We start from the raw sequence: 18649 nt of genomic DNA on the forward strand, positions 1-18649 counted from the left end.
GCGTCCGTTCGGGGCCGATTCCGGGACCGTAGGGCCTGGCGGCGGGCCGTGCCGGGGATGCGCCGAAACCGGTCCGGTTCGCCCGAATCCGCTCAATCCGCGATCTTCCCTGCCCCCTCCTGCGGCACGCGCACTCCAGATCACGGCCCGTGTCGGACATCCCGTCGGCGTCCGGACCACCGCAAGAGGCCCCATCCGGCCCTAGCGGACCGTCATCGGGAGTGCCGAGTCTGGGAAGGAGAGGTCTCCCGTACCCGACGTTTCGGAGGAAGCCATGCACGACGAGGAGCTCCGTGCCCTCGACGCCCATTGGCGCGCCGCGAACTACCTGGCCGTCGGCCAGATCTACCTGATGGGCAATCCGCTCCTGGCCGAACCGCTCCGCCCCGAACACGTGAAACCACGGCTGCTCGGCCACTGGGGCACCTCGCCCGGCCTGAACCTCGTGTACACCCACCTCAACCGGGTGATCAAGGCCCGCGGGCAGCGGGAGCTCGCCGTCTGGGGCCCGGGGCACGGCGGCCCGGCCGTCCTGGCGAACGCGTGGCTGGAGGGTACCTACTCGCAGACCTACCCGGACGTCCCCCGTGACGCCGCGGGCATGGACCGGCTGTTCCGGCAGTTCTCCTTCCCCGGGGGCGTGCCGAGCCACGTCGCGCCGGAGACCCCCGGCTCGATCCACGAGGGCGGTGAGCTGGGCTACTCGCTCTCGCACGCCTACGGTGCCGCCTTCGACCACCCCGAACTCGTCGTCACCTGCGTCATCGGCGACGGCGAGGCCGAGACGGGGCCGCTCGCCGCGTCCTGGCACTCCAACAAGTTCCTCGACCCCGTCCACGACGGCGCCGTCCTGCCCGTGCTGCACCTGAACGGTTACAAGATCGCCAACCCGACCGTGCTGGCCCGCATCCCGGAGGGCGAGCTCGACGAACTGCTGCGCGGCTACGGACACGAGCCGCTGCACGTCACCGGGGACGACCCGATGGCCGTCCACGCCGCGATGGCCGAGGCGATGGACACCGCCCTGGACCGCATCGCGCAGATCCAGGCCGCCGCCCGCGAGGGCGGGGAGAGCGGGCGCCCGCGCTGGCCCGTGATCGTGCTGCGCACGCCCAAGGGGTGGACCGGCCCGGCCGAGGTCGACGGCCTGCCCGTGGAGGGCACGTGGCGCGCCCACCAGGTGCCGATGGCCGCGGTCCGCGACAACCCCCAGCACCTGCGCCAGCTCGAGCAGTGGATGCGCTCGTACCGCCCGCAGGAGCTGTTCGACGAGCACGGCGCGCCCACCTCCCAGGTGCTGGCCTGCGTCCCCGAGGGCGACCTGCGGCTCGGCGCCACCCCGTACGCCAACGGCGGGCTGCTGCTGCGCGACCTGCCCGTGCCGCCCCTGGAGCGGTTCGCTGTCGAGGTCGACAAGCCGGGCGTGACCCTGCACGAGCCCACGCGGGTCCTCGGCGACCTGCTGGAACGCGTCATGGCCGACACCACCGAGCGCCGCGACTTCCGGCTCGTCGGCCCCGACGAGACCGCCTCCAACCGGCTCCAGGCGGTCTACGAGGCCAGCGGCAAGGCCTGGCAGGCCGAGGTCCTCCCCGTCGACGAACACCTGGACCGGCACGGCCGCGTCATGGAGATCCTGTCCGAGCACACCTGCCAGGGCTGGCTGGAGGGCTACCTCCTCACCGGCAGGCACGGGCTGTTCTCCTGCTACGAGGCCTTCGTCCACATCGTCGACTCGATGGTGAACCAGCACGTCAAGTGGCTGCGCACCACGCGGGCGCTGCCCTGGCGCCGCCCCATCGCCTCCCTGAACTACCTGCTGACCTCGCACGTGTGGCGGCAGGACCACAACGGCTTCTCACACCAGGACCCCGGCTTCATCGACCACATCCTCAACAAGGCGCCCGAGGTCGTGCGGGTCTACCTGCCGCCGGACGCCAACACCCTGCTGTCGACCGCCGAGCACGTGCTGCACAGCCGCGACTACGTCAACGTGGTCGTCGCCGGCAAGCAGCCCTGCTTCGACTGGCTCGACCTCGACGCCGCCCGCGCCCACTGCGCCCGCGGCGCCGGGGTCTGGCAGTGGGCGGGCACCGAGGACGGCACCCGTGAACCGGACGTCGTCCTCGCCTGCGCGGGGGATGTCCCCACCCAGGAGGTGCTGGCCGCCGCCTCGCTGATCCGCCGTCATCTGCCCGAGCTGGCCGTACGGGTGGTCAACGTGGTCGACCTCGCGCGGCTGGTGCCCAAGGACGAGCATCCGCACGGCATGGCGGACCCGGAGTACGACGCGCTCTTCACCCGCGACAAGCCGGTGATCTTCGCCTACCACGGCTACCCGTGGCTCATCCACCGGCTCGCCTACCGCCGCACCGGCCACGCCCACCTGCACGTGCGCGGCTACAAGGAGATCGGCACCACGACCACGCCCTTCGACATGGTCGTCCGCAACGACCTCGACCGCTTCCGGCTGGTCATGGACGTCATCGACCGCGTGCCGGGGCTCGCGGTGCGGGCCGCGCCGGTACGCCAGCTGATGGAGGACGCCCGGCTGCGGCACCACGCGTGGATCCGCGAGCACGGCGTGGACCTGCCCGAGGTCACCGACTGGACCTGGCCGGGGCGGTGAGCGGCTGACCGGCAGGCGACCGTCAGCCGTCCTTCACGGCGCGCCGCCCGCGGCCGACGCGGGCGGCGCCTCCTGCTCCGCCTCCCCGAACCGTGCCAGGGCCAGTGCCCCCGCGATCGAGAGCACGAAGCCGAGCACGGCGAGCGGGGCCCGGTCGTGCCGCGTGGAGTCCCCCAGCCACACCACCCCGAACAGCGCGGGCCACAGGGACTCGGTGATGACCATCGCCGCCGTCGCGGCGGTCACCGAGCCCGCCTGGAGGGCGTCCACGAGGAAGACGAAGCCGGTGATCCCCGAGATGACGACGGCGTACGTCGCCGGGTCCGCGAGCAGTTCGCCCACTTCGAACCCGACCAGCATCCGCACCGCGACCGCCACGACGCCGAAGCCGAGCCCCGCCACGGCGCCGAGCACCGCCGCCCTGCTCCGCGTCGCACGGCGGTCCACGATCCGGCCGGCGACCGCCAGCACGACCGCCGTGACGAGGATCGCCAGCCGCAGCCGCAGGTCCCCCTCGCCCCCGCCGTCCCGGCCCGCGGAGACCGCCAGCACCGCGAGCCCGACGCACACCGCGCCGACCGCTGTCCACTCCGCCGCACGCAACCGCACCTTCAGCAGCACCGCCGCCACGACCGCGGTGACCGCGAGGGAGGACGCCAGCGCCGCCTCGACCACGAACAGCGCCAGGGACCGCAGCGCGACCAGCTCCGCCGCGAAGCCCAGTGCGTCCATCCCGACACCCGCGACGAACGGCCAGCACCGCAGTGCCGCCAGCAGCGTCCGCGCGCCCGAGCACGGCGCCCCGGGCGAGCCCGCGGCGGCCCGGCGCGCGCCCATGGCCTGTATCACCGTCGCCGTCCCCATCAGGACGGCGGCACACAGAGCGAAGGCGATACCCGGTCCCATGCACGGACCGTAACGGCCGGAGGCGGGCGGCCGGTGCGACCGCCACGCGTCATCCCCCGCCTGCCTGCGCGCCGAAGGCGACGAGCAGCACGGCGACGCCGACCGTCAGCCAGGCGACGGAGTCCCCGGGCAGCCCCGAGTGCAGCCGGCGCAGCGGCACCACGGCCGTCCGGGTCACCGCGCCGGCGGCGGTACGGGTACGCCGCGCGAGGGCGCCGGAGGCACCGGGGCCCCACACGGCGGCCGCGGCCAGGGCCGCGGCGGCGGCCGAGGAGAGCAGGCCCAGCAGCACGCCCTCCGGCGTCCACCCGGCCGCGGGCGGCACGTGCGCAGGACCGGCCGCCCGCGACGGGCCGAGCGTCGCGGCGGCGTACCCCGCGTGGTCGGTGAACACCGTGGCGGAACGGGCGAGGGAGGCGCCCACGGCGGGGACCGTGCCGACCGCCAGGCAGCCGAGCAGCAGCAGCGCCGGGACGGTGACCATCATCACCGGCAGCACACGGCGCGGCCCGCGGATCTCGGGCTCCTCGCCCTCCCCACTGGTCTCCGGCTCCCAGGGGTGGGACGCAGGACGGGGACCTGCGCCGTGGAAGACCCGCAGCGCGGCGCGCAGTACGGCGCCGCCGGTCACCGCGGAGGCCACGAGGTACGCGGCGGGCAGCCACCCCAGCCAGTGCGCAGCGGCGTCCTCCGCCAGCGCCTTGCCCAGCCCGGTGCCGAAGGGCGGCAGCCCCGCGAGCACCAGTCCGGCCAGCAGGAACAGCGCGCCGGGCAGCACCAGTTCCCGGGCCCTGCCGTGCAGCCCGTGCTCGTCGACCGAGCCGTACCGGTCCAGTAGCACCCCGGTCAGGCCGAACAGGGCGGCCTTGGCCCCGGCGTGCCCCGCGACGTACACGGCGGTGCCCGCGGTGCCCAGCGGCGTGAGCGTGGCCACGCCCACCAGGAACAGCCCCACGTGCGAGATGGTGGAGAAGGCCAGCAGACGTTTCAGGTGCCGCTGTTGCCAGCACATCACCGCCCCCACCAGAGCGGTCAGCACCCCGAACGCCGTCAGGGTGTCCCGCAGCGCCTGCGGGGGGATGCCGCCGGGACCGGAGAAGACCGCCCAGTAGACGCGCGTGACCCCGTAGACGCCCAGCTCGACCATCACCCCCGACAGCAGCATGCACACCGGCGTCGGGGCGACGGCGTGCGCGTCGGGCAACCACAGGTGGAAGGGGACCGTCGCGGCCTTCACCAGCAGCCCCGTCACGACCAGCACGAAGCCGCACACCACGACGGCGTCCGGCCCGCCGTGCCGCGCCAGTTCACGTCCGATCGCGGCGAAGCCCAGCTCGCCGGTGCGCGCGTACAGCAGGCCGATGCCCATCAGGGAGGCGTACGCGCCCAGCGAGTTGACCAGGCCGAAGGTCAGCGCGCCCTGCAGCGGGCGGGGATCCTCGATGCGGTACCCGGTGAGGGCGTACGCGACCACGCCCATCAGCTCGAAGAAGACGAAGGCGTCGAAGAGGTCGCCGGTCAGGGCGAAGCCGCACATGCCCGCCTCGAAGAGCAGCAGAAGGGCGGGGAAGTTCCCCGCGTGGTCGCCGCCCGGCTCGGCGTAGTAGCGCCACGAGTAGACCACCACCGCCAGCACCAGCACCGCGGCGAGCAGCGCCATCCCGCCGCCGACCCGGTCCGCGGCCAGGACGACGCCGACGCCGTGGCCGCCCGGGGCCTGCGGCCGCCAGCCGCCGAGCCACGCCACGGACAGCCCGTCGCCCGTGCCCGCCCACAGCGCCGCCACGACCACGACCTCCGCCGCCGCGCAGACCGTGGCCAGCACGTCGCAGCCCAGCCTCGGCAGCCATCTGCCGCACACGGCCAGCAGCACCGCGCCGAGCAGCGGAACGGCGACGGCCAGCGGCAGCAGGGCGTCCGGCCCCACGGTCGGCGCCCTCAGCCCTTCAGTCCGGTCAGCGACTCCGGGTCCAGGGTGCCGTGCCGCTTGCGCAGCTGGATGACCAGGCTGAGCAGCAGCGCGGTCACCACCGCCCCCACCACGACGTCGGTCAGGGTCATCGCCTGCACGACCGGGTCGACGACCGGGGTGCGCACGGAGGTGTCGGAGTAGACGGGGGCGGTGCCGCCGCGCCGGTAGCCGACGGCCAGCAGCAGCACGTACGTCCCCGACTGGGTGACGCTCAGGCAGCCCACGGCCTGGATCAGGTCACGGCTGGTCACCAGCCCGTACATCCCGGCCAGGAAGACCCAGCCGGCCACGAGGTAGGGCAGCACGCTCACTTGTCGGTCACCTCCACGGCCTGGTCGAGGAAGGCGGCGAGCAGGACGACGACGCCCGAGCCCACCTCCACCCCGACGGCGGCGTTGATCAGCGGTACGAGCCCGCCGGAGGCCAGGTCGCGGAAGGTCCCCAGCGGCAGCGTGTTGGCCAGGTAGGCGCCGGCCACCGCGAGCCCCACCAGGCCCAGCGCCGTGAACGCGGCCGCCGCGAGGGCGTCCGTCACCTCCAGGACGGCCAGCGGGCGCACCCGGCCCAGCACCCGGTAGTCGGCGGCCACGTACGCCAGGTGCAGGCCCGCGGCCAGCACCACGCCGCCCTGGAAGCCACCGCCCGGGCTCAGCTGGCCGTGCGCGACGACGTACCAGCCGGTCAGCAGCGTCACCGGCAGCAGCAGCGCGCCGAACAGCCGGGTGGCCGGCAGCACGGACAGCGGCGCCGGGCCGACCTTGTGCTCGTCACGGGCCGGCCGCAGCAGCACGGTGGCCCCCAGGACCGCCGCGAACAGCACGGACTCCTCGCCGAGGGTGTCGAAGGCCCGCTGGTCGAAGTTGACCGAGGAGACCACGTTCGCGGTGTGCCGGGTCAGCGCCGCGGCGACCGCCCGGTCGCCGTAGGGGTGGACGTCACCGCCGAACGGCGGCAGCCCGGCGCAGGCGAGCGCCCAGCCCGCGAACAGCACCGCCGCGGCGACGGCGAACAGCCGGATCCGCGCGCCGCGCCTCACCGGCCCTCCCGCCCGGTCCGCTTGGCCGCGGGCCGCCGGACCCGGCGGACGGTGAGGAGGATCAGCAGCGGCGTCAGCACCGAGCCGACGGCCAGCTGCGACAGCGCCACGTCCGGTGCCTGGAACACGGTGAACAGCAGCGCGAACGCCAGGCCCAGGAAGGCCAGCACGACCGACTGCCGGACCGGGTCGCGGGTCAGCACGGCCGCCGTGGCCGTCACCGCCACCAGCAGCAGCGCGATCACCACCAGCACATCGGTGCCCGTCACGTGGCGGGCTCCCTGCGCTCGTCCATGCGTACGGTCAGCCGCCCGAGCGCCATCGTGGTCACCGTGCCGCCGGCTGCCAGCAGCACGCCGATGAACAGCAGTTTCAGCGCGGCGCGCCCCGGCCCCGTCTCCACCGCCAGGGCCAGCGCCACCAGCGGGGCGCCCAGCGCGCCAGCGGGGGACAGGGCGTGCAGCCGGCGGTAGGGGCCGGGCAGCAGGACCAGCGCCGCCGCGGACAGCAGGAGCACGGCGCAGCCCGTGACCAGCAGCGCCAGGGCCAGCAGGTGACGGACCGTCATGTCGCCGCACCGCCGCCCTCGTGCGGTTCCCCGGCCAGGAACCGGGTGAACACCAGCGTCCCGACCGGCCCCAGTACGGCCAGTACCAGTGCGAGATCGCCGTACGAAGTGCGCCCGAAGCCCTCGGCCAGCAGCAGGAGCACCACCGCCACCAGCGTCGTCGCCAGGCTCACCCCGGCCAGCCGGGCGTGCGCCGCCCCGCGCAGCACCAGCCAGGCGCACGGGCCCAGCCCGGCGCTCATGAGCACCCCGGCCGCGATCAGCCACGCGTTCACCGCCGCACCTCCTCGGCGCCCAGCGCCCGCTCCATCGCCGACGCGCCGCCACCCAACCGGTGCACCGTGACGGCGCGTTCGCCGCTGTCGTCGGCGTCCACCACGACGGTGCCCGGGGTGGCGGACAGCATCGCCGTCGCCCATCCCGCCCCGACGCCCTCCGGCAGCCGCAGGGTGTGCAGGCCGCCGCGGTGCGCTCGCCCGCCGACGGCCGCCACGGCCAGTTGCCAGGTCTCCGAGAGCACCGCACCCGGCCAGGCGCGTACCGCACGTGCCCCGTACCGCGCACCGCCCGGCGCCGCGTCCGCGGCCTTCCGTACGGTGTGCGCGGCGATGCCGGCCAGCAACGCGCCGGCCGCGCCGACGATGACCTCCAGCACCGTGACGGGCCCGATCAGCACCACGTACAGGGCGAGCAGCACGAGCAGCCACCCCGTCACCTCGGCCGCCGTGCGCCCCATCCTGCCCTCCCGGATCCGTCCGCCCCGTCCGCCAGGTCTACCGGCCGCGGCGCACCCGGCCCGCCCCGCGCGCCGCCCGCACGGCCGCTGCCACCCGTTCGCCGCACCGCGGTCGAGGCGCGTGTACCCGCGTCCCGGCGGGCCATTCACCTCATCGGAGGATCGGGAATGCCGCCTTTGCAGGGATATGCTCCCGTGGGGCGATGGTTGGCGACGTGCAAGGAGAAGGCAGTGGTGAAGAGTTGGCGCGCGGTGGCGGTCGTCCTGGCCCTTGCGGCGGAGGGGTTCCTGGTGTCCTGCGACGCGGGCGGCGACGGGGCACCCGGTGCCGACGTCACCGGCCCCGCCGTGCCCTCGGGGGGAGGGTCACCCGGCGGCGCGACCGGCGGGTCCTCCCCGCACTCCTACGAGATCTCCGGCGCGAAGGCGCTCGACGTGCGCAATGAGAACGGCTCCGTGCGGATCACCGTGGGGAGCGGGCCGATGTCGGTGACCGAGACCCTGGAGTACGGCGCCGTGAAGCCGGCCACCCGTCATCAAGTCGAGGGCGGCACCTTGCGGCTGGTCGGCTCCGGGTGCGGGAACAGCCGGCCGTGCAAGGTCGACTACGTCGTCAGGGTGCCCCCCGCGACGCCCGTCACCGTCAGGGTGGACAACGGGGAGGTCGAGGCGGACGGCGTCACCGGCTCGGTCGACCTCGGCACAGGCAACGGCGGCGTCACCGGCAGCGCGCTCGGCGCCCGCCGGGCGTCCCTGACGAGCGGGAACGGCACGGTCGAGGCGACCTTCGCCGTCGCACCGCAGGAGGTCACCGCCACCGCCGGGAACGGCATGGTCACCGTCACCGTGCCGCCCGGAACCGCCTACGACGTGCGGGCCCGGACCGGCGTCGGCATGAGGCAGGTGAGCGTGCCGACCGATCCGTCGTCGTCCCGCAGGATCACCGCCACCACCGAGAACGGCATGGTCACGGTGCAGACGGGCTGACCGCCCGCCCGGGGCCGCCCCGGGGCGCCGGTCGGCGCGCCCCGGGACCGGTGACGGGTCAGCCGCGGACGGCCCCCTCGGTCGCGCCCGCGATGAAGCCCCGCGCGAAGAGCGCGAAGACCAGCACCAGGGGCGCGGAGGCGATGAGCACGGCGGCCATCACGACGCTGTAGTCCGTGGAGCGGCCGACGTTGAGCTGGGCCAGGGCGACCTGGAGCGTGATGTGCTCGGGGTTGACCAGGGCGATCAGCGGCCAGACGTAGTCGTTCCAGGCGTTGACGAAGGCGTAGATGCCGAGGAACGCCAGCGCCGGGCGGATCATCGGGAGCACCACGTGCCAGTACTGGCGCAGGAAGCCGCAGCCGTCCATGCGGGCGGCGTCGAGAAGTTCGTCGGGGACGCCCCCGCTGACGTACTGGCGCAGCCAGAAGATGCCGAAGGCGTTGGCCAGCGCGGGCGGGATGAGCGCCTTGAGCGTGCCGAGCCAGCCCAGGTGCATCATGATCAGGTACTGCGGGATGATCGCCAGCTGCAGCGGCAGCATCATGAAGACGAGCAGCACGCCGAAGAGCCACCTGCGCCCGGGGAAGTCGAACTTGGCGAAGGCGAAGGCCGCGATCGAGTCGACGAGGAGCACGAGCACGGTCGAGACGCAGGCGACCACCAGCGTGTTGAGCATCGAGCCGAAGAAGTCGATGCTGTCGAGCACCGTGCGGACGTTGTCCAGCAGGTGCGGGCCGAAGGAGACCTTGGGCGGCGTGCGGTAGATGTCGCGGGTGGTGTTGGTCGCCATGACGATCGTCCAGTAGAACGGGAAGACCGAGACGAGGACCGCGACGATCAGCACGAGGTGCGCGGTGAGCCCCTTGGGGCGCAGCGACCGTGCGGTGCGCGTCATGACTTCCTCCCGCGCTGGACGAGGCGCCAGTTGACGACGACGAGCACGAGGATGAGCACGAAGAACGCCCAGACGATGGCGGCCCCGTAGCCGAAGTCGTTGTTGGAGAACGCCGATTGGTAGAAGTAGAGCAAGGTGGTCAGACCCGCCTGGCCGGGGCCGCCGAGATTGGCGTTGGCCGCGTTGCTCCCGAACAGGACCTGCGGCTCGGTGAAGCTCTGCAGGCCGTTGACGGTCGAGATGACGACCGTGAACAGGATGACCGGGCGCAGGATCGGGATCGTGATGCGCAGGAAGGTCCGCACCGGCCCGGCCCCGTCGATCCGCGCCGCCTCGTAGACCTCGCCGGGGATGGCCTGCATCCCCGCCAGGTAGATGATCATGTTGTACCCGGTCCACTGCCAGGTCATCAGCAGCGCGATGACCAGCTTGATGGTCCACGGATTGCTCATCCACTGGACCTCGGGCAGGCCGGCCATGTGCAGGATCGCGTTGACCAGGCCGAAGTTGTTGCTGAAGACCGCCCCGAAGAAGATCGCGATGGCGACGATCGAGGTGACGTTCGGCAGGAAGAGCGCGATCCGGTAGAAGGACTTGAAGCGCCGCACGGAGTTGAGCAGCGTGGCCAGCACCAGCGCCCCCAGGAGCGTCGGCACCGTCGACAGCACCCAGATGGCCAGGGTGTTGCGGATCGACAGCCAGAAGACCGGGTCGTCCATCAGGAAGCGGAACTGCTGCAACCCGACGAACTGCATCTCGCCGATGCCGTCCCAGCGGTGGAAGGCCAGGTAGAGCGAGTAGAACACCGGCCAGAGCATGAAGACGCCGAAGACCAGGTAGAACGGCGAGATCGCCAGGTACTGCGGCCAGAAGGACAGCACACCGCGCCGGGCGGCCCGCGCCGCCGGCTGCGGCAGGTGGTGCGCGGGCGCGGAGCGGCGCGGACGCAGGCGCGGCCGCCCCGGGCCGCCGCCGGTGGCGTCCACCGCGACGGAGCCGGGGCCGGTGGTCGGAGGCGCCGCCATGTCAGCGCACGCCCTGCCGCTGCGCGATCTGCTTGGCCTGGGCCACGGCGTCCTTCCAGGCGTCGTCCGCCTTCTTGCCCTTGGTCTCGACGTTGGTCAGCTCGGTCTTGTACGTCGCCATCAGGGCCGCGTCCGCCGGGGCCTCGTACGCCTCCGGGATCGCCTTGGCGGCCGGCCCGAAGACGTCGATGGTCTTCTGGCCGCCGAAGTACGGATCGCCGGCGGTCATCTGCGGCATCGCGTACGCCGCGGGGGCGGCCGGGAAGATCGCGGCGTCGGCGAAGCCGCGGGCGTCGTTGGCGGGGCTCAGCAGCCAGCTCACGACCTTGAAGGCCTGCTCGGGGTTGCGGCACTGGCGGGGCAGCGCCAGGAACGAGCCGCCGAGGTTGGACGGGCCGCCCGGCATCGGGGCCACGCGCCACTTGCCCTTGGAGTCGGGCGCGGCGGAGGAGATGTCCAGGGCGTGCCAGGCGGCGCCGAGTTCGGTCGCGAGCGTGCCCTTGGCGATGGCCGCGTTCCAGCTGTTGTCGTTGATCTTGGCGTCGAGCCCGAGCCCGTACGGCCGCACGGCCAGGTCCCAGGCGGCACGGATGTGGTCCTGGTCGCCGACGAAGTGGTTGCCGGTGTCGATGAAGCGCTGCGTGCCCTGGCCGACGGCGATGTCGAAGACCGCGCTCGCGCTGTTGATCAGCGACGCCGACGGCACCGCCTTGCGCAGTTCCCGGCCCGCGGCCAGCCAGTCGTCCCAGGTCTTGATCTGCGCCGCGACCTGCTCCGGCTCGGAGGGCAGCCCGGCCTGCTCGAAGAAGTCCGCGCGGTAGAACATCGCGGTGGGGCCGATGTCGATCGGGAAGCCGATCTGCCGGCCGTCCTCGCTGCGCGCCAGCTTGCTCTTCCACTCCAGGTACTGCGGGGCCACGTCCTTGAAGCCCAGGTCGTTGAGGTCCAGGAAGCGGTTGGCGTTGGGCAGGAAGGAGGCCATGTCCTCGCCCTTGATGCCGGTGATGTCGGGCACGGACTGGCCGCCGGTCAGCGTCGTGAGCAGCTTCTGCTTGAAGTCGCCGCCTATCTGCGCGGACTTCAGGGTCACTTCGGTGAAGTGCGCCTCGGCGTCCTTGACAACCTTGTCACTCAGCCCGCCGCCCCAGTACCAGAGCGTGAGGTTCTTGCCGTTCCTGGTGCCGCCCGTTCCGCCGCCACCGCACGCGGCGGTGAGGCCGGCGGCCGCGGCGGTGAGCACGGTCGCCTGCAGGAATCGTCTGCGGGAAAGGTCCACGGGGTTCTCCTACTGCTCGGGCTGATCGGCGTGGTGCGGGCCGGCGGCGGTCGTCGCGGCGGCCGGCACGGTGTGGTCGAGGAAGGCGTACGCGGAGCGCAGGTCGTCGTTGCCGGGGGAGTCGCGCACGGACCGCCACCAGCGGGCGACGGCGGCCACGTCCGGTGCGGCGGCGGCGCCACCGATCCGCCGCACGGACAGCGCGGCGACGAGGTTGGCGAAGCGGAGCCGGTCGGCGAGCGGGCGGCCCGCCAGGGTGGCGGCGACCAGCCCGGCCCCGAAGACGTCGCCGGCGCCGGTGGTGTCGACGGCGTCCACCGGCAGACCGGCCACCGACACGCTCTCGCCCGTCGTGGAGTCCACCGCCAGCGCGCCCCCGGCGCCGTCGGTGACCACGGCGAGCGGCACGAGGTCGGCCAGCCGGGACAACGCCGCCCGCGGGGTGCCGGTGCGGGTGTAGGCCATCGCCTCCTCGGCGTTGGGCATGAAGGCGTGGCACAGGGCGAGCTGTTCCAGCACCGCCGGGCTCCAGCGCTCCGAGGGGTCCCAGCCGACGTCGGCGAAGACCAGGGTGCCCGCCGCGTGCGCGCGCCCCACCCACTCCAGCGGCTCGGCGCCGATGTGGGCGATCGCGGCCCGGCTCGCCGGCGGTTCGCCGATCATCGCGTCCGGGCCGAGCGGCGGCTCCTGGCCGTGGGTGACCAGCGCCCGGTCGCCGTCGTACGCGAGCGAGACGGTCACCGGGGTCGGCCACCCGGCGAAGCGGCGCGAGCGGGAGAGGTCGACGCCCTCGGTCACGGACAGCTCGTGCCACAGGTGCGTGCCGAGCAGGTCCTCACCGAAGGCCGCGGACAGCGACGTGCGCAGCCCCAGCCTGCTCAGCGCGACCGCGAAGTTGGCGATCCCGCCGGGCGACGTGCCCATGCCCTTGGTCCACACCTCGGCGCCCGGGGTGGGAGCCGAGGGGAGCCCGGTGAAACCCAGGTCGAAGAAGAGCAGCCCTGACAGGAAGACATCGGCTGCCTCCTCCCGGGTGCTGCGGGCGTGCGTCGACCGCGGCATTGCGACCTACCTCTCCAGGGGCACCGGCGCGGGGCGCCCGGTGCTTCGTGTCCCCCCGGTCCAGGCCCGGACAGGGGGACGCCCCGGCCTGAAGTAGGCAAGAGCTTGCATGCTGTGCAGTGGTTTGACAAGGGTCAATCACAAACCTGCTCGACTTTGATTGACTTTGCAGAGAGCCCGGGTAGGGTTCGTGCCATGCTCCCCGACCGACGACATGAGCTGATCCTCCGTGCGCTGCGGGCGGACGGCCCCACCTCGGTGACCGTGCTGGCCGAGCGGATCGGCGCCAGCCAGGCCACGATCCGCCGCGACCTCATCCAGCTCGAGGACGAGGGCCTGCTGAAGCGTGTCTACGGCGGCGCGGTCCCGCTGACCGGCGAGGACGACCCGTTCCCGGACGTCGCCGCCGTCCGCGTCGAGGCCAAGGACGCCATCGCCGTCCGGTGCGCCGAGATCATCAAGGACGGCGAGACCGTGCTGCTGGACATCGGGACCACCGCACTGCGGGTCGCCCGGCACCTGCGCGGCCGCTCGCTCACGGTGATCACCAGCAACCTCGCGGTCTACGAGGAGCTGCAGGACGAGAAGGACGTCCAGCTGGTGCTGCTCGGCGGGGTCGTGCGCCGCGAGTACCGCTCCCTGGTCGGCTTCCTCACCGAGGACAACCTGCGCCAGGTCCGGGCCGACCGGCTGGTCCTGGGCACCAGCGGCATCCGCCCGGGCGGGCAGATACTGGACACGACCGCCGTGGAGGTGCCCGTCAAAAGGGCCATGATCGCGGCGAGCGACCAGGTGGTGCTCGCGGCGGACGCCGGGAAGTTCCCCGGCACCGGCATGGCCCGCGTGTGCGGGCCCGAGGACATCGACGTCGTGGTGACCAACGCCCCGGCGGACGCGACGACCCGGACCTCGCTGCGCGAGGCGGGGGTGGAGGTGGTCGAGGTATGAGGCTCACGATTCTCGGTGGTGGCGGCTTCCGCGTCCCGCTGGTCTACCGCGCCCTGCTGGAGGACCGTGCGGCGGGCCGCGTCACCCACGTGACCCTGCACGACCTGGACCCCGGACGCCTGGACGCCATCGTCCGGGTGCTGCGGCAGCAGGCGCAGGGACACCCCGACGCGCCCGGGGTCACCGTCACCACCGACCTCGACGAGGCCGTCACCGGCGCCGACTTCGTCTTCTCCGCGATCCGCGTCGGCGGTCTCGCCGGACGCGTCGTCGACGAGCGCGTCGCCCTCGACGAGGGCGTCCTCGGCCAGGAGACGGTCGGACCCGGCGGCATCGCGTACGGGCTGCGCACCATCCCCGTCGCCGTCGACATCGCCCGCCGCATCGCGCGGCTCGCGCCCGACGCCTGGGTCATCAACTTCACCAACCCCGCCGGCATGGTCACCGAGGCCATGTCCCACCACCTCGGCGACCGCGTCATCGGCATCTGCGACTCGCCCGTCGGCCTCGGCAGGAGGGTGGCGCGCGCCCTGGGCGTCGACGCCGGCCGCGCCTGGTTCGACTACGCGGGCCTGAACCACCTCGGCTGGCTGCGGGCGGTGCGCGTGGACGGCGTCGACCTGCTCCCGCGGCTGCTGGCCGACGAGGCGGCGCTCACCTCCTTCGAGGAGGGCAAGCTCTTCGGCGCCGACTGGCTGCGCACCCTCGGCTCGGTGCCCAACGAGTACCTGAACTACTACTACTCCAACCGCGAGACCGTCGCCGCCGCGCGCGACGCCGAGCACACCCGCGGCGCCTTCCTCCTGGAGCAGCAGCAGCGCTTCTACGAGACGATGCGCGCCCCGGGCACCGAGCCCTTCGCGGCCTGGGACGCCACCCGCCTGGAGCGCGAGACCACCTACGGCGCCGACGTCCGGGAGGCCGCGGGAGCCGGCGAACGCGACTCGTGCGACCTGGAGTCCGGCGGCTACGAGAAGGTCGCCCTCGCCCTGATGCGGGCCATCGCCCTCGACGAGCGCACCACGCTCATCCTCAACGTCCGCAACCGCCGCGCCCTGGAGCCGCTCGACGCCGAGGCCGTCGTCGAGGTGCCCTGCCACGTGGACGCCAACGGCGCCCGCCCGATCGTCGGCGATCCGCTGCCGGGCCACGCCGTCGGCCTGGTCACCTCCGTCAAGGCCGTCGAGCGCGACGTCATCCGGGCCGCCACCACCGGCGAGCGCACCGCCGCCCTGCGCGCCTTCGCGCTCCACCCGCTCGTCGACTCCGTCGCCGTCGGCCGGCGTCTGCTCGACGGCTACCGCAAGCACGTACCCGACCTCGCCTACCTCCGGGACTGAGGGGACCAGCACCCATGCACGACGACCGCAAGCAGGTCGAGGCGCGCCTCGACCGCGTCCTCGAACAGCGCATCCGCCCCGCGGTGTACGCCGCGTCGGTGCCGCTGACGCTCACCGCGTGGCACGTGGACGGCGAACCGGTTCCGGTGGGCGAGGCGCTGGCCGCCGAGTACGTCCCCTTCGCGACCGGCGACCGCTGGGGCACCCCCTGGTCGACCAGCTGGATACGCGCCCGGGGCACCGTCCCCGCGGAATGGGCCGGCCGGCGCGTCGAGGCCGTCTTCGACCTCGGCTTCATCGGCGACTGGCCCGGCGGCCAGGCCGAGGCCCTGGTCCACGACGCGTCCGGCACCCCGGTCAAGGGCATCGAGCCGCGCAACCAGTACGTGCCCGTCGCGAACCCCGCGGCCGGCGGTGAACCGGTGGAGCTGCTGCTGGAGGCCGCCGCCAACCCCGACATCCTGGCCAAGGGGTTCCTGCCGACCCCGCTCGGCGACCGGCTCACCGCGCCCGCGGAACCGCTGTACACGATGGCCCGCGCGGACCTCGCCGTGCTCGACGAGGACGTGTGGCACCTGGTCCTGGACATCGAGGTCGCGGGCGAGCTGATGCGTGAGCTGTCCACGGCCGAGCCGCGCCGCCACGAACTGCTGCGCGCCCTGGAGCGGATGCTCGACGCCCTCGACATCGCGGACGTCGCCGGCACCGCCGCCGCGGCCCGCGCGGAACTCGCCGGGGCGCTGTCCCGGCCCGCCCACGCCAGCGCCCATACGCTGTCCGCGGTCGGCCACGCCCACATCGACAGCGCGTGGCTGTGGCCGCTGCGTGAGACCAAGCGCAAGACCGCCCGCACCTTCTCCAACGTCACCGCGCTCGCCGCCGACTACCCGGAGCTGGTCTTCGCCTGCTCCCAGGCCCAGCAGTACGCCTGGGTCAAGGAGCGCAACCCCGAGGTGTACCGGCGCATGCAGGAGGCGGCGAAGGCCGGCAACTGGGTGCCGGTCGGCGGCATGTGGGTGGAGGCCGACGGCAACCTGCCGGGCGGCGAGGCGATGGCCCGCCAGCTGATCCACGGCAAGCGCTTCTTCGCCGAGGAGTTCGGCGTCGAGTGCCGGGGGGTGTGGCTGCCCGACTCCTTCGGCTACACCGGCGCCTACCCGCAGATCGCCCGGCTGGCCGGGATGGAGTGGTTCCTCACGCAGAAGATCTCGTGGAACCAGACGAACAAGATGCCGCACCACACCTTCTGGTGGGAGGGCATCGACGGCACCCGGATCTTCACGCACTTCCCGCCCGTCGACACCTACAACGCGGTGTTCTCCGGCGAGGAGATGGCCCACGCCGTGCGCAACTACGCGGACAAGGGCGGCGGCACGCGTTCCCTGGTCCCCTTCGGGCACGGCGACGGCGGGGGCGGCCCGACCCGCGAGATGCTGGAGAAGGCCCGGCGCCTGCGCGACCTGGAGGGCTCGGCCAAGGTCGTCGTCCAGGACCCGGACACCTTCTTCCGCGAGGCCCGGGCGGAGTACGAGGACGCCCCGGTGTGGTCCGGCGAGCTCTACCTGGAGCTGCACCGTGCCACATACACCAGCCAGGCCCGCACCAAGTCCGGCAACCGGCGCGGCGAGCACCTGCTGCGCGAGGCCGAGCTGTGGGCCGCCACGGCCGCGCTGCGCGACCCTTCGTACGCGTACCCGTACGAGGACCTCGACCGGCTGTGGAAGACGGTCCTGCTCCACCAGTTCCACGACATCCTGCCCGGCTCCTCCATCGCCTGGGTGCACCGCGAGGCCGAGGCGACCTACGCCCGGCTGAAGGAGGAGCTGGAGGCGATCACCGCCACCGCCGCCGCGGTGGTGGCCGGCGACCCCGGCACCGGGCCGTCGGCGCCGTGGGTGTTCAACACCTCACCGCGGGCCCGGGCGGAGGTCGTCGCGGTGCCGGCGGCGCCGGACGGAACCGGAGGCCAGCCGCTCGCCGACGGCCGGGTAGCGGTCTTCGCCGAGCTGCCGGCCTCCGGGGCGGGGCCGGTCGTGGCGGGTGAGCCGGGCGGCAAGGTGACCGTCACCGGCCGTGTCCTGGACAACGGGCTGGTCCGCGTCGAACTCGACGACGACGGGCTGCTCACCTCGGTGTTCGACCTGACCGCGGGCCGCGAGGTGCTGGCCCCCGGCGCGCGCGGCAACCTGCTGCGGCTCCACACCGACCTGCCCAACCAGTGGGACGCCTGGGACATCGACCGGCACTACCGTCGCCAGTACACCGACCTGACGGCCGCCGACGCGATCACCGTCGTGGAGGAGGGCCCGCTTGTGGGCGCCATCCGCGTCGAGCGGTCCTTCGGGGGCTCCCGCCTCGCGCAGACCGTACGGCTGCGCGCGGGCAGCCCGCGGATCGACTTCGAGACGGAGATCGACTGGCACGAGAGCGAGAAGATCCTCAAGGCGGCCTTCCCGCTGGACGTGCACGCCGACCGGAGCGCCGCCGAGATCCAGTTCGGGCACGTCTTCCGGCCCACGCACACCAACACCAGTTGGGACGCGGCCCGTTTCGAGGTCTTCTGCCACCGCTGGGTGCACGTCGCCGAGCCCGGGTACGGCGTGGCCGTGCTCAACGACTCGACCTACGGCCACGATGTCGGCCGCACCTCCCGCGAGGACGGCGGCACCACCACGACGCTGCGGCTCAGCCTGGTCCGGGCGCCCCGCGTGCCCGACCCGCACGCCGACCAGGGCACGCACCGCATGACGTACGCGCTGCTGCCCGGCGCGGCCGTGGAGGACGCCGTGGCGGGCGGCTACGAGCTCAACCTGCCGCTGCGCGTCACCGCCGGTGCCCCGGGCGGCGGGCCGGTCGCGCCCCTGGTGACCCTCGACGGCACGCGGGCCGCGATCGAGGCGGTCAAGCTCGCCGACGACCGGTCCGGCGACGTGGTCGTCCGGCTGTACGAGTCGCTCGGCGGGCGCGCCGCGACCACCCTGAGCGCCTCGTTCCCGGTGGAGCGGGTGCAGGTGACCGACCTGCTGGAACGCCCGCTGGAGGGGGAGAGCGCGCAACTCGGGCCCGACGGAGGGATCCGGGTGTCCCTGCGGCCGTTCCAGATCCTCACCCTGCGACTCACGCCGCGCGCGTAGCCGCCCCACCACCCGGAACGGTCCGGCCACCGGCCACCGGCCCGACCGTTCCGGGTCGTCCGGGGCGCGCGCACCACGCCGCCCCGGAGACGTACCGCCCGGCCGTCACCCCGTGCCGTCGCAGCGGACCCC

Annotated in this window: 17 protein-coding genes; 5 read left to right on the plus strand and 12 right to left on the minus strand. The window is 73.5% G+C overall.

All coding sequences use genetic code 11. From position 1 onward, the window contains the following. Window positions 1-214 precede the first annotated feature (214 nt). Window positions 215-2629: a phosphoketolase family protein gene (locus tag PV341_RS13890; protein ID WP_500325252.1), complete on the plus strand. Its 2415-nt coding sequence runs from the start codon at window positions 215-217 to the stop codon at window positions 2627-2629. A 33-nt stretch (window positions 2630-2662) separates the two neighbouring features. Here PV341_RS13890 and PV341_RS13895 read toward each other — a convergent pair whose 3' ends face one another. The 8 genes from PV341_RS13895 to PV341_RS13930 are packed head-to-tail and all read right to left on the minus strand — an operon-like array spanning window position 2663 to window position 7847. Beyond that, on the minus strand, window positions 2663-3535 hold the full coding sequence (locus PV341_RS13895; protein WP_500325085.1) for a DMT family protein: 873 nt from the start codon (window positions 3533-3535) through the stop codon (window positions 2663-2665). 49 nt (window positions 3536-3584) lie between these two features. Next, window positions 3585-5462, minus strand: coding sequence for a complex I subunit 5 family protein (locus tag PV341_RS13900; RefSeq protein ID WP_500357917.1), 1878 nt, complete (start codon window positions 5460-5462; stop codon window positions 3585-3587). A gap of 11 nt (window positions 5463-5473) precedes the next feature. Further along, a complete protein-coding gene (locus tag PV341_RS13905; RefSeq protein ID WP_500325081.1) occupies window positions 5474-5818 on the minus strand; it encodes a sodium:proton antiporter in 345 nt (114 codons plus the stop codon). Further along, on the minus strand, window positions 5815-6543 hold the full coding sequence (locus PV341_RS13910) for an MnhB domain-containing protein (protein WP_500325080.1): 729 nt from the start codon (window positions 6541-6543) through the stop codon (window positions 5815-5817). Before PV341_RS13910 ends, PV341_RS13905 begins: the two co-directional genes overlap by 4 nt. After that, window positions 6540-6812 (minus strand): Na(+)/H(+) antiporter subunit B, encoded by a 273-nt coding sequence (locus PV341_RS13915; protein ID WP_500325078.1) that lies wholly within the window; start codon window positions 6810-6812, stop codon window positions 6540-6542. The genes PV341_RS13910 and PV341_RS13915 overlap by 4 nt, the downstream gene beginning before the upstream one ends. After that, window positions 6809-7111, minus strand: coding sequence for a monovalent cation/H(+) antiporter subunit G (locus PV341_RS13920; RefSeq protein WP_500325077.1), 303 nt, complete (start codon window positions 7109-7111; stop codon window positions 6809-6811). The genes PV341_RS13915 and PV341_RS13920 overlap by 4 nt, the downstream gene beginning before the upstream one ends. Continuing rightward, a complete protein-coding gene (locus PV341_RS13925) occupies window positions 7108-7386 on the minus strand; it encodes an MrpF/PhaF family protein (RefSeq protein WP_500325075.1) in 279 nt (92 codons plus the stop codon). The genes PV341_RS13920 and PV341_RS13925 overlap by 4 nt, the downstream gene beginning before the upstream one ends. Continuing rightward, entirely contained in the window at window positions 7383-7847 is a 465-nt protein-coding gene (locus PV341_RS13930; RefSeq protein WP_500357918.1) for a Na+/H+ antiporter subunit E, read from the minus strand. Before PV341_RS13930 ends, PV341_RS13925 begins: the two co-directional genes overlap by 4 nt. 234 nt (window positions 7848-8081) lie before the next feature. Between PV341_RS13930 and PV341_RS13935 the strand changes: the two genes are divergently transcribed. Then, on the plus strand, window positions 8082-8834 hold the full coding sequence (locus PV341_RS13935; RefSeq protein ID WP_500325071.1) for a DUF4097 family beta strand repeat-containing protein: 753 nt from the start codon (window positions 8082-8084) through the stop codon (window positions 8832-8834). A gap of 58 nt (window positions 8835-8892) precedes the next feature. On the opposite strand, the gene PV341_RS13940 is transcribed toward PV341_RS13935, so the two are convergent. The 4 genes from PV341_RS13940 to PV341_RS13955 form a co-directional block, all read right to left on the minus strand. Then, window positions 8893-9732 (minus strand): carbohydrate ABC transporter permease, encoded by an 840-nt coding sequence (locus PV341_RS13940; protein WP_500357919.1) that lies wholly within the window; start codon window positions 9730-9732, stop codon window positions 8893-8895. Beyond that, on the minus strand, window positions 9729-10613 hold the full coding sequence (locus PV341_RS13945) for a carbohydrate ABC transporter permease (protein WP_500325250.1): 885 nt from the start codon (window positions 10611-10613) through the stop codon (window positions 9729-9731). Before PV341_RS13945 ends, PV341_RS13940 begins: the two co-directional genes overlap by 4 nt. 145 nt (window positions 10614-10758) lie before the next feature. Next, a complete protein-coding gene (locus PV341_RS13950; protein ID WP_500325068.1) occupies window positions 10759-12033 on the minus strand; it encodes an extracellular solute-binding protein in 1275 nt (424 codons plus the stop codon). A 9-nt stretch (window positions 12034-12042) separates the two neighbouring features. Continuing rightward, window positions 12043-13095: a carbohydrate kinase family protein gene (locus PV341_RS13955; protein WP_500325066.1), complete on the minus strand. Its 1053-nt coding sequence runs from the start codon at window positions 13093-13095 to the stop codon at window positions 12043-12045. 195 nt (window positions 13096-13290) lie between these two features. Here PV341_RS13955 and PV341_RS13960 point away from each other — a divergent pair, with 195 nt between their 5' ends. From PV341_RS13960 to PV341_RS13970, 3 genes are read left to right on the plus strand one after another with little or no spacing between them, the layout of a single operon-like run. After that, entirely contained in the window at window positions 13291-14043 is a 753-nt protein-coding gene (locus PV341_RS13960; RefSeq protein ID WP_500325064.1) for a DeoR/GlpR family DNA-binding transcription regulator, read from the plus strand. Next, entirely contained in the window at window positions 14040-15383 is a 1344-nt protein-coding gene (locus PV341_RS13965) for a 6-phospho-beta-glucosidase (protein ID WP_500325063.1), read from the plus strand. Before PV341_RS13960 ends, PV341_RS13965 begins: the two co-directional genes overlap by 4 nt. Window positions 15384-15397: 14 nt before the next feature. Further along, window positions 15398-18517, plus strand: a complete 3120-nt coding sequence (locus PV341_RS13970) for an alpha-mannosidase (RefSeq protein WP_500357920.1) — start codon at window positions 15398-15400, stop codon at window positions 18515-18517. Window positions 18518-18649: the final 132 nt, after the last annotated feature.

It is taken from the genome of Streptomyces sp. PA03-1a, assembly GCF_033792805.1.
Lineage (GTDB): Bacteria > Actinomycetota > Actinomycetes > Streptomycetales > Streptomycetaceae > Actinacidiphila.